The sequence below is a fragment of the Proteiniphilum sp. UBA1028 genome (assembly GCF_002316955.1).
Lineage (GTDB): Bacteria > Bacteroidota > Bacteroidia > Bacteroidales > Dysgonomonadaceae > Proteiniphilum.
On the sequence record NZ_DCEN01000026.1, the window covers coordinates 18,800 to 34,308 of the forward strand.

At 44.9% G+C, this 15,509-nt stretch carries 14 protein-coding genes and 1 pseudogene; 9 read left to right on the forward strand and 6 right to left on the reverse strand.

All coding sequences use genetic code 11. The features are described 5' to 3' along the window. Window positions 1-8: 8 nt before the first annotated feature. The 3 genes from B3Z75_RS03425 to B3Z75_RS03435 form a co-directional block, all read right to left on the reverse strand. Window positions 9-536, reverse strand: a complete 528-nt coding sequence (locus B3Z75_RS03425) for an RNA polymerase sigma factor (RefSeq protein ID WP_294067788.1) — start codon at window positions 534-536, stop codon at window positions 9-11. Window positions 537-650: 114 nt separating this feature from the next. Further along, window positions 651-1,898, reverse strand: coding sequence for a serine dehydratase subunit alpha family protein (locus B3Z75_RS03430; protein WP_294067923.1), 1,248 nt, complete (start codon window positions 1,896-1,898; stop codon window positions 651-653). A gap of 356 nt (window positions 1,899-2,254) precedes the next feature. Next, window positions 2,255-4,684 (reverse strand): TonB-dependent receptor, encoded by a 2,430-nt coding sequence (locus tag B3Z75_RS03435; protein WP_294067790.1) that lies wholly within the window; start codon window positions 4,682-4,684, stop codon window positions 2,255-2,257. A 216-nt stretch (window positions 4,685-4,900) separates the two neighbouring features. Here B3Z75_RS03435 and B3Z75_RS03440 point away from each other — a divergent pair, with 216 nt between their 5' ends. Then, window positions 4,901-5,080, forward strand: a complete 180-nt coding sequence (locus B3Z75_RS03440) for a hypothetical protein (RefSeq protein WP_294067792.1) — start codon at window positions 4,901-4,903, stop codon at window positions 5,078-5,080. A 282-nt stretch (window positions 5,081-5,362) separates the two neighbouring features. On the opposite strand, the pseudogene B3Z75_RS03445 reads toward B3Z75_RS03440, so the two are convergent. Beyond that, window positions 5,363-6,314 (reverse strand): annotated as a pseudogene (locus B3Z75_RS03445) (IS30 family transposase). 388 nt (window positions 6,315-6,702) lie between these two features. Here B3Z75_RS03445 and dnaB point away from each other — a divergent pair. From dnaB to B3Z75_RS03490, 8 genes are all read left to right on the forward strand, one after another. Next, window positions 6,703-8,235, forward strand: a complete 1,533-nt coding sequence (dnaB, locus tag B3Z75_RS03455; protein WP_294067794.1) for a replicative DNA helicase — start codon at window positions 6,703-6,705, stop codon at window positions 8,233-8,235. Window positions 8,236-8,401: 166 nt separating this feature from the next. Further along, complete coding sequence (locus tag B3Z75_RS03460; RefSeq protein ID WP_294067796.1) at window positions 8,402-10,396, forward strand: PBP1 and LysM peptidoglycan-binding domain-containing protein; 1,995 nt, start codon at window positions 8,402-8,404, stop codon at window positions 10,394-10,396. Then, on the forward strand, window positions 10,393-11,088 hold the full coding sequence (locus B3Z75_RS03465; RefSeq protein WP_294067798.1) for a porin family protein: 696 nt from the start codon (window positions 10,393-10,395) through the stop codon (window positions 11,086-11,088). Before B3Z75_RS03460 ends, B3Z75_RS03465 begins: the two co-directional genes overlap by 4 nt. 88 nt (window positions 11,089-11,176) lie before the next feature. Then, entirely contained in the window at window positions 11,177-11,530 is a 354-nt protein-coding gene (locus B3Z75_RS03470) for an ArsR/SmtB family transcription factor (RefSeq protein WP_294067800.1), read from the forward strand. Between the two features lie 45 nt (window positions 11,531-11,575). Then, window positions 11,576-11,824: a DUF6132 family protein gene (locus B3Z75_RS03475; RefSeq protein WP_294067802.1), complete on the forward strand. Its 249-nt coding sequence runs from the start codon at window positions 11,576-11,578 to the stop codon at window positions 11,822-11,824. Between the two features lie 11 nt (window positions 11,825-11,835). Beyond that, window positions 11,836-12,339: a thioredoxin gene (gene trxA / locus B3Z75_RS03480; RefSeq protein WP_414702854.1), complete on the forward strand. Its 504-nt coding sequence runs from the start codon at window positions 11,836-11,838 to the stop codon at window positions 12,337-12,339. Between the two features lie 12 nt (window positions 12,340-12,351). Beyond that, the gene (locus tag B3Z75_RS03485) at window positions 12,352-12,753 is read left to right on the forward strand and encodes a DUF302 domain-containing protein (protein WP_294067804.1); all 402 of its coding nucleotides are present in this window, start codon (window positions 12,352-12,354) and stop codon (window positions 12,751-12,753) included. A gap of 187 nt (window positions 12,754-12,940) precedes the next feature. After that, on the forward strand, window positions 12,941-14,209 hold the full coding sequence (locus B3Z75_RS03490; RefSeq protein WP_294067806.1) for a peptidase U32 family protein: 1,269 nt from the start codon (window positions 12,941-12,943) through the stop codon (window positions 14,207-14,209). 86 nt (window positions 14,210-14,295) lie between these two features. Here the strand turns inward: B3Z75_RS03490 and B3Z75_RS03495 are convergent, their stop codons facing one another. Both B3Z75_RS03495 and B3Z75_RS03500 read right to left on the reverse strand, forming a co-directional pair. After that, window positions 14,296-14,895: a hypothetical protein gene (locus B3Z75_RS03495; protein WP_294067808.1), complete on the reverse strand. Its 600-nt coding sequence runs from the start codon at window positions 14,893-14,895 to the stop codon at window positions 14,296-14,298. A 23-nt stretch (window positions 14,896-14,918) separates the two neighbouring features. Continuing rightward, window positions 14,919-15,509: hypothetical protein (locus B3Z75_RS03500; protein WP_294067810.1), on the reverse strand; the 591-nt coding region annotated here is incomplete at its 5' end.

Consider the following 15,509-nt stretch of genomic DNA (forward strand, 5'->3'; position numbering starts at 1 on the left):
AGGTTCGCTTAGGGCTGCTTCGGGTGTGTGTAGTTTTTTCTGAGAACCTGCATTGCTTTATGCAGGAGTTTCCGGCATGAGGATTGATGGATTTGCATAATCTGGCTGATTTCCTCATAGCTGTACTCTTGCGCGTATTTTAGATAGATGATCTCGCGCTGCCGGGAAGATAAAGATGCCAGCATGATTTGCAGTTTCGCAACGACTGCTTTTTCCTCTTCATGGATGATGTACTTTTCCTCAACTGTCTTTGTGCTCATGGTGAAAGGAAGGGCTTCTACATCTAAGCTTTGATGAATGGGAATTTGCTTTTCCTGCCTGTACAGATCAACCAGCTTGTTTCTCAGTGATCTGTAAAGATAATATTTGATATTCTCTACGTTTTCCAATGCGTTCGCATCCAGGCAAAGCTTACAAAAAACATCGTGGATTGCATCCATGATCTGTTCTTTGCGGAAACCCAATTGCAAAGAATATGAGAACAATTTGTCTGCATACAAGGTGTATATTGTTTCTATTTTCTCCTTATCGACCATTTTTACTTAAAATATCATGCAAAATAAATAAAAAAAGTGCAATAATGAAAGAGGTTGAATTCCCTTTGATGTTTTGAGGCGCGTTCTGTATGGTTCGTGCAGGTGGTAGCGGTTTTATTGTTTCTGTGTGAGAATTTCCAATACGATTTTATCGGTCTCAACCATTCCTTCCGTACCAATGATTGCCAGGTTACGGATTGTCTGATCAACATCGTCGTCAATAATTCCTTCCTGTGAAGTAACGACTTCGTTCTCTATTGCCATTAATGCAGAGAGCGAAGCCGTGGAAACACCGCTGGCAATTTTCAAGGCGCAGCTTGGCTTGGCGCCGTCGCAGATCATTCCTGTGATGTTGGCAATCATGTTTTTGGTGGCAAATGTTATTTGGGCGTAACTCCCTCCCATCAAATAGGTGATACCGCAACTGGCGCCGGTTGATGCGACCACGCAACCACACAATGCGGACAATCTTCCGATATGTTGCTTGATATAGATCATCATCAGATTGCTTAAGATCAGTGCCCTGATAAGCTCTTCTTCCGAACTCTTCATTTGTTCGGCATACGTCAGCACAGGCATCGTTGCAGCTATCCCCTGATTGCCACTGCCACTGTTGCTCATGACGGGAATCAGGGCTCCCGCCATTCGTACATCACAGGCTCCCGCCGTGGAAGCTACCATTTTGGTGTGAAGATTGTCTCCGAAGATATGGATTCCCTTTTCTCCTTGCAGATTTTTGGATACGTTGTGTCCGAATTGTCCGTGGTTTGCGGCTTGTGCTGCTTTTTTATTCATTTTTGCAGCATCGAGAATGAAATGCAGTTCTTCCACGGGTGATGTGACGGCATAATCGTATATTTTCCGGAAAGTAAGGTTGTTGGTCTTGTTCTTCGACTCTTCGTCAACGTATGCTTTTTTTTCGTAAAGTATTTTTCCGTTTTTCTCAATATGGGTGAAAGAAGTGTGACTCCCCCTGATGATTGTTTTGGCGTAATCGTCTTTCCGCCTGCAAAGGACTTCGATATATAGTTTATCGGAAATATTCTCTTTCAGCTTAATATGAATCCTTTTTTCTTTAATATATTGTTTACCTCTCTCTACCTCATTTCGGGTAAGATCTTTGAGTACCTCAAGACCATCTTCAGATTTGCCCCTCAATGCTCCCAGTGCAACCGATATCGGGAGGCCGTTCATTCCGGTACCCGGAATGCCCACGCCCATGGCATTTTTAATGATGTTTGCGCTCAGGGAAACGTCAATTTTTTCCGGCTCTCCACCTAATGTCTCGGTCGCCTTGGCGGTACATAATGATACGGCAATGGGTTCTGTACAACCGATAGCCGGTATAATCTCCTGTTGCATCAGTAATTTGATCTGCAGTCTCTCTTCTGGTAAAAGCACGTTGATGATTTTTGTGGTTTAATCTGCAAAAGTACACAAAATTGGGTAAACCAAACGTTAAAATGATTTCAAAGATCCATCTGTTTGGGTAAATTAACGAGTATGGGAGCGGAGACCGGAATATCCAAGCAAAACAAAGCAATGACCCCTTAAAAACAGTTCCGGAAGCAACAGCTGTTTTGTTGAAACAGTGTCATCAGGAGCTGAAATCTGCTCCTGATGGGCACTGTATCCATGTGTTGAAAAGCCATCTCAAACTCGTCTGAGAGAGTTACCTCTCCGTTTGGAATGAGCCAATGGCTTCTTGACAAGAATGTTTAGAAGCTGAATTTTAACCCCGCATAGAAATTCCGGGGAGTTGTCGGTCCGTAGATATAACCCGATGCACGACCGGCGCCGGTATCAAAATCTCGTTGATACGCATTGAAAATGTTTTGAATTCCTCCATTGAGTTGCACTTTTACCTCTTTATACATGGCAACGGTGTAAGCCAACTTCAGATTTATTTCCATGAAAGGGTCGGATTTTTCGGTGATGTTGACGGGCGAAAATCGATCTTTCCCTGGTTCCCCCTCTCCCGCATCATGAGGAACAAGCATCGAGCCGGTGTAATTGCCGGAAAGGGTTGTCTGAAATGGAACAGAGGGAGTCCAGGTTGCCACAAAATAGGCGTAGGCATTGGGCGTTCGCATCATTTTCCGGGTTGCTTCCACTTTGTCTAATGCTTTGTCTTCTTTTGTTTCAGGTTCCCACCATTTGACGGGCTTGTCGTACAAACTTCGTTGGAACGTCGCTCCCGACTGGATTTGAAACTTTCTGCTGAAAGCAACTCTTCCCTCCAAATTTACGCCATATACTTGTGCGCCGTCCGTTGAGTTCTGGACCGTGATTTCATTGCCTTGCGTCACGGATTCAAATGGGTGATTGAGCCGGGTATAGAATGCTTCGAGCAGAAAATTCAACTGTACGCTTCCGATAGTGTGGTAATAGTCAATAGAACTGCTTACGCTTCTTGAACGTTCTTCTTTTAGGTTGGAGCTTAATTTTCTAACCAAACGTGCTCCTCCCGCAATGTCGACGTGGAGGTCTTCATCAAAATATTGAGGAGCCCGGAAACCTTCACTATACGAGACGCGGATGTTGACATCTTCCGTCGGGTTGTAGCGTAGGTTGGCGCGTGGGCTAAAGATTACATTTTTCACCAAATTGTGCTTGTCTAATCGCCCGCCCAGTAAAAAACTCCATTTTTTCTGCTTCCACTCATTTTGGAAAAACGTGCTTAGGTTACGCGTACTTTGATCTATCCCCTTCTTGCGATACCCACTCACATCGTTCAGGTTGTCCTGGAGGTATTCAGCTCCGGTGGTCAACTCGGCAGGTGCCAATAATAGATGGTCGAATCGGTGTGTATACTGTCCGCCCACTTGCGCGGTCAATTCGGTGGAGTGTCCATACGAAGCCAGGCGGGCGGCATTGTTCTCGATAATCGCGTTTGCACTTTCTATTTCTTCGGCTGTGGGCGTATCGCTGAGCGGGGGAATTTCATTTGTTACCGGATCGCCTCCGCCGTAGTAGCTGTTTCGCAATGTATGTTGTGCCGAGGCATAAAGGTTGAGCATGTTTTTACCGGTGGCATCCGATTGCCGGTAGCTCAGCGCCCCTCCGTTCACGGAGTGTTCCAATTGCTCGGTGATGTAGGCTTCATGGGCCGGACGTGTGAGATTGTCGCCTCCGCGGCGAAATTCGTGCATGTTGCGATATTCCAGCACCAATTGAGAATAGGTCCCGGTTTTCAGAAACGAGCGAAAGCCCAGAGTCCTGTTTCGAAGTTGAGGGAGTTCGGTAAATCCGTCTTTGTCGTAGTCAAATCCGTCGCGCACCCGGTTTTGTCCGAAAACCATCAGTCCCGCTTTACGATTGTCCGTTAGAATGGAGGCATTGAACGTGGTGTTGTTTTGCAAAGCCCCCGTTCCGTTATAACTCGATAGGGTGTGGATAAATTCTCCCGAATTGCGCAAAGGCTCTTTCGTGATCAAATTAATGACCCCCCCGATGGCGGAAGAGCCGAACAGGGCTGATCCGCCTCCGCGCATCACTTCCACACGTTCAATCATATTTGCCGGTATTTGCTCCAGCACATATACTCCGCCAAGAGCTCCGATTACGGGACGAGAATCGATCAGAATTTGGGAATATGGGCCTTCCAATCCGTTGATGCGTACTTGTGAAAAGCCGCAGTTCTGACAATTGTTCTCAACCCTTAAACCGGGTTGAAATTTCAATCCTTGCGATAAATCGGAAGAATTGGTGGCTTCAAATGTCCGCATATCCAATATACTCACCAAGGAAGGAGCCAACTTGCGGGAAGTTTCATTCCGGTTGGCTGATACTACGACCTCGTCTAACGAGATAGGCATCGGTTTTAATTCGAAATCCAATTCGGTGGTTGTCTCTTTTGCCAAAAAGAGTTCTTTTTCCACTGTTTGATACCCCACATATTGGACGACAATGGTGAACTTGCCGACAGGCAGATTTTTGAACAAATAGTGGCCCGACGCATCGGTGGTGGTGCCGATGGTGGTTCCTTTCAGTTGAAGTGTCACATAAGGAAGATGCTCCTTGGTCTGTGCATCCAGCACATGCCCGAATATGTTTGTGTCGGTGTCTTTGGGTCGCGATTCGTCTGCATATAATAAATGGTTGGCAACTGTGACACACAGCGCCAGCAGCATGATTGTTTTTTTCATTTTGCTTTTTGAAATTTATTGATAAATGGTTGTCGGCGCATCCGGAGGAGCTATTGCAGAGCTGATTGATTCCTTGAAAAGATGGATGTATGTTTCTTCGGAGAGAATATCGATTGATTTTCCCTCATGTTCAAGAATGATCCATACATGCAGATCCTTTTTCGAACTCCCGTCCTGCTTCAAAGAGAAGCAGAGAGCCTATTCGATGCGCAATGAATGAGAAAGTGGTGTGATGCCGCGGATGAGGGAGGGGCCCGAAGTGATATTGAAGCGTGTAGCCTGTTGGCAATAAATATATCGATCGGTTTCGGTTGTATGAATCCTAAAAAAACCGATTTCTCCTCAAAAGTGAAATGGGGAACAACACGTGTGGTCGATGAAAAATGGGTAATCTGATCAATGACTAGTAGATCGGCAACCGTATGATCATGCTTCTGTGGCTTGTTTTTGTAAGGGTGGGAGTGAACAATTCTTACATTATCGATCACATGGCTGTGGGTAAAGAAAGTTACTCCAGCCATATACAGCGAGAAAAGGACAAGCAATGTCCACTTCAACCCTCCATACTTATTTCGATGGTAAGTGTTCATCAGGATGCAAAAGTAATATAATTTTTTCACATCTCCGCAGCAAAAGCGGTATTTGGTAACACCCCTAGAGTCAACCAGCAAGTGCAATTTAGTAATAATTTTTGTAAAACTCTATTTTAGGATTGCTAAAGTCTAATTTTTCTCTTGGTCTTCTGTTTAGTTTATGCTGTATTTCTTTTACTTTCTCATCGGAATAATCTTTAAATGTTGCCCCTTTGGATGTATTGCCGGATTAATTTATTGGCATTTTCAACAGCTCCTTTTTGGCACGATGAATAAGGATCAGTGAAATATACTGGTACTTTCAACTTTTTTGTTATTAGTTCGTGTGCTGCAAACTCGGATCCGTTATCTGTTGTAATGGTTTTCAGTTTGTCCTTGTAAGGCAGCAACATAGCAATGACTTCCTTGCAAACCTGCCTGGAGTCTTTGCCCATAGGCATTTTTCTCATCATTATAAAAAGTTTGTTTTTCTTTCTGTCATTGTCAGTATTATTTCCTTTTCTCCGTTTCCTATTATGGTGTCCATTTCAAAATCTCCAAACCGGCTTCCGTCGGCCTCTTTTGGCCTTTGGCGAATACTTTTTCTGTTGGGTATGTTAGTGGCAGAACCTACGGGTCTTTTTCTGTATTTGAGCTTGTGGCGGCAGTGCTTGTAAAGGTTTCCTCCCGATTTCTTATCTTGCCTGATCCATTGATAAATAGTCTCGTGAGAGATAGATATTTGATCATATTTTGCGAGATATCCGCTGATTTGTTTGGGCGACCAGTCTTTGCGAATGAGACGGATTATTTTCTGTTTAATCCATTCGGGCGTAGATTTATTGCCCGGCAGACGCTCTTTGCGTTCTTGGGCCATCTGGTGCGCCAAACGCCATGAATAGACTCCGCTTTTGTTTTTGTTGCGGCCTATCTCTATATACAGTCGATGGACTGACCTTTATCGATTTGGCAATTTCTGTTTTGCTCGTTCCGTTTTGTAAGCCTAAATAAATGGCGTACTTTTGTTCTGAAGTTAACTGTTTGTATTTTTTCAACATAAGCAACATAATAGTTAATTTTAGGGAGACTTCGGTCTCCTTTTTTGTTTTTATGTTGCCGGTTGACTTTTTGTTTTTTCAGTTCTTCTGCATTCATATACTTCATATTTAGGAGTTAGTTGATCTGGCTTTTTCCGTGTATATTGTCAATCCGATGGTTTTTATCCTGTAGTTGAGAACGACATTCTGACCGGTTCTTCAAAATAGAACAAATTTTATATCGATAAGTTTATTTCTGGATCGGTTGACAGGCTGTTTATTGCGAGCGTAAAAAATAGTTTTCAACAATTTTTGTTCATAACTTAGGGAAAGAATGCACCGCCAAATTTCCTCCTGAAAAGAATAACTTGCCTAACTTTACACTTTATTTGTTTATATTCGGAAATACATGGAGAAGCAAAAACGAAAATCCTCGGTTAAGGTAGTTGAAAAAACAGTAGTAGCACCCGATGTTGGAAAATTACCTCCTCAGGCCAGGGAGTTGGAGGAGGCAGTGTTGGGTGCCCTGATGCTCGAAAAGGATGCCTATTCCATTGTCAGCGAGATATTAAAGCCGGAGAGCTTTTATGATCCTACGCACCAGCTCATTTATGGTGCAATACAGGGGCTTGCCATGCAGCAAAAGCCGGTGGATGTCCTTACGGTGGTAGAGGAGCTGAAGCGGCAGGGTGAGCTGGAGGCAGCCGGTGGCCCCGTTTATGTGGCCGAACTATCGGAGAAGGTAGCTTCCGCAGCGCATATTGAATATCACGCGCGCATCATTGCTCAGAAATACCTGGCAAGAGAGCTGATTTCTTTTTCTTCCGAGGTGTCGCAGCATGCCTTTGATGAGACGGTCGATGTGGACGATTTGATGCAGGAGACGGAAGGCCGGTTGTTTGAAATCTCACAGCGCAACGTGAAGAAGGATGTGATCCAGATCAATCCGGTAATCAGGGAGGCGATGAATAATATTCAGCTGGCAGCAAACCGGAAAGATGGTATGAGTGGATTGCCCACAGGATTTAAGGAACTGGACAAAATGACATCGGGCTGGCAGAACTCCGACCTGATCATTATTGCTGCCCGTCCGGCCATGGGTAAAACGGCTTTCGTGCTCTCCATGGCCAAGAATGTCGCGCTCGATTTTGAGCAGCCCGTGGGTATATTTTCGTTGGAGATGTCCAATGTGCAGCTGGTGAATCGTTTGATCGTCAACGTGTGTCAGATTAAGGGCGAAAGCATCAAGAGCGGTCGCCTCTCCGACGATGAGTGGGAACGCCTGGATAAAAACCACAAATTTTTGTATAATGCACCTATTTATATTGATGATACGCCCAGCTTGTCGGTGTTTGAGCTGCGTACCAAAGCTCGTCGCCTGGTGCGGGAACACGGGGTGAGAATATTGATTATCGACTACCTTCAGTTGATGAATGCCAGTGGAATGAGTTTTGGCAGCCGTGAGCAGGAAGTGAGCATGATCTCCCGATCCCTGAAAGGGTTGGCAAAGGAGCTGAATATTCCCATCATCGCTTTGTCTCAGTTGAATCGTGGGGTGGAGAACCGTCAGGGAACGGAAGGAAAGCGCCCGCAGCTGGCCGACCTGCGTGAATCGGGTGCTATTGAGCAGGATGCCGATATTGTTTGTTTCATCCACCGTCCCGAATATTATCGTATTACCGAAGATGAGCGGGGCAACTCGCTTGTCGGCATCGCGGAGATAATCGTGGCAAAGCATCGTAACGGCCCCACCGGCATCGCCAGCATGCGCTTCGATAATGAATATGCCCGTTTTAAAAACCTGGACGACTATGCTGTGGGACAGAAATATGTTGAAAGACCGTCGCGGATGAATAGTCATGCCAAAAATGCCAGCCAGGGCAACGAGGTTGACAGTGCGGTCGATTTTCTGTCTCAAAACAAAGAACCTCTGCCTTTTTGAGGATGGATGTATCCTGTCGGGAGAGGTTGTTGCAATTGTGTTTAAATAGTTTAATTACTGTCAAACAATGCCTAAGATGTAATGGCGAACGGTACTATTTCAATTTATTTTCCTATTTTTGTGCGTTAAAAGTTGTATAAGCGCCCTACGTATAATAAATATTGAAATGCAGAACACTTTTTGGTCCGTCAGGATATTTGCTTTGCTGATTTTGCTGTGTATAGGCTCTATGACGTCGCAGGCTCAAACCTACGATACCGTGACTGTGAACGGGGAGCGATTTTACAAGTACTCCGTAAAACCGGGTGAGGGGCTCTATGCAGTCTCCCGAATTTTTTCCGTGTCGGTGGCAGAAATAATCCGTCATAATCCCGGATCAAATTCTGGGTTGAAAAACGGACAGGAATTACTTATACCCATCACGAATGAGAATGCGGGCCTGACCTTGAGCATCGCTTCCGCGGGTGCTACCGGGCAGAATGAATCAGTAGATCAGAATACCACTTTCAAGCATACGGTGTCGAAGGGAGAGACAGTATATAGCATTTCCAAGATGTATCATACTACCGTGAGTGAAGTGAACCGTTACAATCCCGGGGTCAGCGAAGGGATTACTGAGGGACAGGTTCTCACCATTCCGCAACGTCGCATTATCAGTGAAGTAAAAGAGGAAAACTACCGTTACCACACCATTCTTCCCAAAGAGACTCTTTATTCTGTATCAAAGACTTATTCGCTAAAGCCTGAAGATGTGATGCTCGCCAACCCTGGCCTGTCTGTAGAAACCTTTCAGGTTGGTAGAACCATACGCGTTCCTTTTTTTGAATCGTACGAAGTGATAGCACCCTACGAAAGTCAGACGGTCAACATCATCCACAAGGTTCAAAGTAAAGAAACACTGTACAGCATCGCCCGCAACTATCAGGTGGAAGTGTCCGATATTGAACGCGAGAATCCAATTCTTGCGGGAGGGTTAAAGGCTAACATGGAGTTGATTATCCCGGTAAAAAGGAGTATGCTCGAAAAGGACTCTCATTCCATGGAGAATGAGGCAAACAGGTTGCTCATCCAAAACATTCCCCAGGATAGGCTGGGGGTGATAAAAGTGGGACTTCTGTTGCCATTTCTCGATGAAACCGGAAGAGGGCATTTACGACTCCAGGAGTATTATGAAGGCTTTCTCCTGGCAGTGGAAAAGATGAAAGACAGTGGCGCAAACATGGAGTTGTATGTGTTTGAAATTGGCAGGGCGGGCAATACCCAAAAATTGGTAAGCTTGCTTGAGACCATGGAGATGCGTTCCCTGAACCTCATTGTGGGTGGCGTAAACGATGCACAGATCAAATTGATTTCAGACTTTTCCAAAGCAAATAATATTAAGTACGTGGTGCCTTTCTCTCAAAGCAACGGCGAGGTGTTAAACAACGGAAACATTTTCCAGGTTAACCCGCTAAACAGTGGTACCTACACGAAGGCATCGTTCGCCTTTGTTCAGATGTTCCGCAATGCCAACGTTGTCTTTGTTACGGGGGGACAAAATGACAAAAAAGAGTTTATCGCCGAGCTGCAACGTCATCTGCGAGACAATCAGATACACTATGAAACCGTAGCATTAACAGGTGAGTTGAACAGCTCGATTATGCCGGTGTTAAGCCGGGGAAAAGAGAATGTCATTGTGCCTTGTTCCGGCGACTCAAATATGCTAAGGCAGCTTATAGCAGAACTGAAGGAAGTGAGAGAAGCGGATTCTTCCTGCGTTACCCGTTTGTTTGGTCATCCCGAATGGCAGACTTACGGCGATTTGATCAACGATTATCATTTGCTTGGGGCCTATATCTACACTCCTTTCTTTGTTGATCAAAGCAATCCGGGTACACATTCCTTTGTCCAGAATTTTCGTAAATGGTATGGCCGGAATCTTATGGAGACGTATCCCTCTTATGGACTGTGGGGGTACGATACAGGCCTTTTCTTCCTGACAGCCCTAAGCCGCTACGGATCACGATTTGAACATAATATTCAAAAAATACGTATAAACTCCCTGCAATTTGCTTTTCACTTTGAACGAGTGAATAACTGGGGGGGCTTTATCAACAATGGATTGTTTTTAATCCATTACGATACAAATGGAAGTGTTACGCAAAGCGACCTTAACCGATGAAACCATTTTTCCTGTTTCTGATATTCGTAACAATGTGCCCGGCTTATGTGCATGCACAGAAAGAATCCTTTCGCCATGAACTTTATCTAGGCATCGGGGGGGGTGTTTTGTCGTCAGGCATCGATTTTGTGCCAACCGTTCCTCAATCGTTTATGATGGGGGCACAAGGAGGACTGTCGGCCAAATATGTTACGGAAAAACATCTGGGGCTGATCGCTGAAATCAACTACGCGCAGCGGGGATGGTCGGAAGAATTTGCTCCGGAAAAGGACTTTTTGTACAACAGGACGTTAAACTACCTCGAAATCCCCTTCATGACGCACATCTACTTTGGAAATAACGTTCGCTTTATTGTGAATGCAGGCCCGCAAATCAGTATACTGCTGAATGATGACCCGGTTATGAATCAGGCACTAGCCGATGATGTGGCCGCGAGGAAAAGTGCCGACCCCGATGCTCCTGTCGGGGTACAATACGGTCCTTTTAGTGAAATGAATCGCGTGGATTATGGCCTGATCGGAGGGATTGGAATGGAATTGAAAACCGGAATCGGAGATTTTGATCTTGAAGGACGTTACTATTTCGGGTTAGGGGATATTTTTACCAGCCGCCGTAGTCAGAATGCCTACTTCTCACGTTCGGCCCATCGCTTGATAGAGGCAAAGCTTACCTATTATCTAAAAATTCGATAAAAATTTTGTCCTATGAAAAATCTGTTGTACTTTTGAACAAAAATAGATGAATATATGTTCATACGTTGATTAATGATCGAAAACGAAAATGGAGAAGGCTGAAATAGAGTTAGAGACAAAAAAAATAAACAAAGCAAAGTTTGAAGAGGCTGCATATTTGTTGCGTGCGTTAGCAAATGAGACCCGCTTGTGTGTAATCTTACAACTTTCGCAAACAGCAGAAAAGTCGGTATCTGAGTTGATGGAAGGCATGGATTGCGAGCAATCACTACTGTCGCATCACTTAACCGATATGAGGGCAAAGGGGCTTCTTTCCTGTCGGAGGAGTGGAAAAAATAGTTTTTACTCGCTCAAAGACAGACGAGTCATCAATATATTGCGGTGTGTAATGCATTGCAGTGGTACGGATGTCATTACCGACATCGGTCGTAAATTGAATTAAACGCATTGCATTATTAAAAATAACAGTTAAGCGTATCGACAGAATATGAAGACATTTTTGATAAAACATTGGCTTAAAATAGCCGGAGTAACAGTCGGATCACTGGGAGGCTACCTCTATTACTACTACGTGGGCTGCCTCAGCGGTACCTGTCCCATTACATCCAATCCTTATCGCATGATAATTTACGGGGCATTGATCGGCTATCTCTTTTTCGATATGTTTTCCCCCAAAAAAAATCCGAAAAAAGTAATTGAAAAAACGCATAACGGCGAAAAAGGCAACGAATCATGACAACAAAAAACATGTTATTAATGGCTGCTGTATTGATTACAGGTTTGGCATCGTGCAGTAATATGCATCAAAAAACAGCGTCTGCCAGTACGGGAACAGCAAAAGAAACAAATACAATAAAAACAGAAAACAATATGACAACAACGACAACAAAAACAATTCATTTAACGAGAGCAGACTTTTTGAAGAAAGTAGCCAATTTTGAACAAACCCCGGATAAATGGGTGTACCTGGGCGACAAACCCGCAATTATTGATTTTTATGCAGACTGGTGTGGACCCTGTAAAATGATCGCCCCCATTCTGGAGGAATTGGCCGATGAGTATGACGGTCAGATATATATATACAAGGTGGATACTGAGGCTGAGCAGCAACTTGCCGCCGAATTTGGTATACGGAGTATTCCGTCGCTGCTTTTTGTACCCATGAACGAAGCACCGCAGATGGCACAGGGAGCACTTCCCAAAGATGCCTTCAAGCAGGCTATTGAAGAAGTATTGCTAAAGAAATCGTAAAGGAGAACAGTTATGGATTCTATCTTCTTTGAAAGCAAAAGTCGGTATGGTTTCGACGAAACGGTGAGCCGGCTCTCCGAAGTTGTTCAGGAAAACGGGTGGAAGGTAATACAGATACTCGATTTGCAGGAAACGATGAGAAAGAATGGGAAGGAGGTTCTGCCAGTTAAGGTAGTAGAATTGTGCAAGCCCGATTATGCATATCGCTTGCTTTGTGATGATGATCTGCGCATATATGCCAACATGATGCCATGCCGTATTTCCGTGTACAGGAAATCCGACGGACAAACATATGTGTCGCGCATGAACCCGGCAATGTTTGCCTCACAAATAGGCGGTGTAATGCTGGAGGTTATGTCTGGTGCATTTAAGGATGCAGAAGGATTTATTACGCAGGTTGCAGCGAAGGATTGACTGTCTGCCGACAGGATAACTGACAGCATAACTAACTTTTTTGAGTAAGAGGTGTGATCGGGTTGATTGCACCTTTTTTTTCGTGCTCCTCGCCGGCCTTTGAATTTCATGACGTGGGACAATGAAACCACTTTATGGACAATTACTTTAATTTTCGTACTTTTGCATCCAAAATCAGAGCTTGATTATGAAATCGATACAAGATTACGAGATAATGGCGCCGGCAGGGTCTTATGAGTCACTGACGGCTGCCATACAGGGAGGAGCCGATTCAATTTACTTCGGAATAGAAGGACTCAATATGCGAGCCAAGTCCTCCAATAACTTCACAATAGCCGATCTGCATAACATTGCCCGCATCTGCCGGGAGAACAACCTGAAAAGTTATCTCACGGTGAACACGATCATTTACAATAATGACATGACATTGATGCGCAAGATTGTGGATGCGGCAAGGGAGGCAAACCTGTCAGCCATCATAGCAGCCGATGTGGCGGTGTTGATGTACGCGCGCAGCATAGGTGTGGAGGTGCATCTCTCCACCCAGTTGAATATCACCAATACGGAGTCGTTGCGGTTTTATGCCCAGTATGCCGACGTGGTAGTGCTGGCACGGGAATTGAACCTCGATCAGGTCGCTGCAATCTACAAAGATATCGTAGACCAGCAAATAAAAGGGCCTTCGGGAGAGTTAATCCGCATAGAAATGTTCGCACACGGTGCACTCTGTATGGCCGTTTCGGGGAAGTGTTATCTCAGTCTCCACGAAAAAGATCTCTCTGCCAATCGCGGCGCCTGTAATCAGATTTGTCGCCGTGCATATATTGTGAAAGATAAGACAAGTGATATTGAGCTTGAGATCGATAACGAATATATCATGTCGCCTAAAGACTTGAAAACCATTCATTTTATGAATAAAATGATGGATGCCGGAGTGAGGGTGTTCAAGATAGAGGGACGCGCAAGGGGACCAGAGTATGTGCGTATTGTTACCACCTGCTACAAAGAGGCGATCGGCGCCTATTGTAATGATATGTTTACGCAGGAGAAAATAGAGGTGTGGAACGAAAAGCTCTCCACTGTCTTCAACCGTGGATTTTGGAATGGCTATTATCTGGGGCAGCGACTTGGTGAATGGACGCATCGCTATGGATCAGGTGCTACAAAGCGAAAGGTGTATGTGGGTAAAGCGGTTAAGCATTTTGGAAACCTTGGCGTGACTGAGTTCCTGATAGAAACACAATCGGTGAAGCAGGGTGATGAATTGTTAATAACAGGCCCTACCACCGGGGCTGTCTTTGTGACGGCCGACGATATTCGCGTGGATATGGCCACTGTGCCGGAGGCGTTCAAGGGTGATCATTTTTCCATTAAAGTCAACGAAAAGATCCGTCCCAACGACCAGCTCTACAAAATGGTTGCTGCCAATCGCAGGGGGACTGCACATGAAAGGTGATTTTCACAGGCAGTACGAATTGGTTTATTTATCCATTTATCGTATCAACAGCGGCATCTTGCCAATTATAGCCCGTCTCCGCTTTGTCACTGCAGGTAGTAAAAATTTTCTTCGCCGAACCGCATATCGAACCGCCCTTTGGAGAATGTTGCCGGCTCGTCTTCCACAATTGCCTTGAACGAGAGTATGCCGGACAGGACTACGCCCTGAAGTTCTTTATCGACATATAGGTTTTGTGCTCGTTTAATTTTGAAGTCCCCTTCCAGAATTTTCAAATCGCACCGGGAGCTGTGTGAAAACAGGGAAAGAGTACACTGCGTTCCACTTAGATCGAAGTCTTTCCCGTTCAGGGAGAGTAATTCTGTAAAACTGTCCGGTATAAAATCGGGAAGTGACACTACCAGCGTGTAAGGTCGTTCTCCGCCAATACTACCGGAGAGATGGATATGACATGAATCGTCTTTTACCACTATTTTGGAAGGATCATGGTTGCTCCCTGTTCTCCAGGGGGTTAAGTCCCAATAGATGCCAAAGCTATTGTATCCCTTTTCCGAGTAAATGGGAAGCCCCGGGTTTTCCGCATCTTCAATAAACACCGAATCAGAGATGCGATAATCGAAACTGCGTGAACATCCTGCCGCAGCGACAAGAATGAACATAAGCATAAAAAGGTGAATATACTTCATGATTATTTTTTTTTAAAATTTATCTATTTCGTTGAGAAAAGATTCAGAGGAAGAGAAACCGAAAGTTGGGCACCACCGTAAGATTCAGAAGTAAGTAGTGAAAAATTGTCTTTTGTGAGGACGTTTTGAGGAAACAGGGCTTCGATAGATAAACGGACCCCGCTATTGAGAATCAGGCGTACCCCGAGTCCGCCATATGTATTCAGGAAGAAATTGGACGGGGCTTTCCCGGCTGCAGCGATTATCTCATCCCCATATTTTTCCATCTCCTTCGAAGCAAAATCGATTGTGGTTTTTCCATGCATCTTCATTCCTGCCTGTATGCCTGCTTTCACATACCCCTGCCAATTACTGAGTCTCCCCCATAACAGGAAATCTGCCTCAAATGGAACCCCTACATATCCGATCGACTCATTCATGCCGCGAACACGAAAAAGCTCAATTCCCTGGCCTGAAGAATGAAAGAGGTAAAGAGGAGCACCCCGGCTTGGTGAAATCTGCTCATTGACGCGTGAATATCGCAATCCGGACGTCAGCGTGAGCCGGTTTTCCCATACGGAGAGCTCCGACTTCAGCCCGGCATAACGCACTTCCCCTTCGCCTTTTACGTGTTC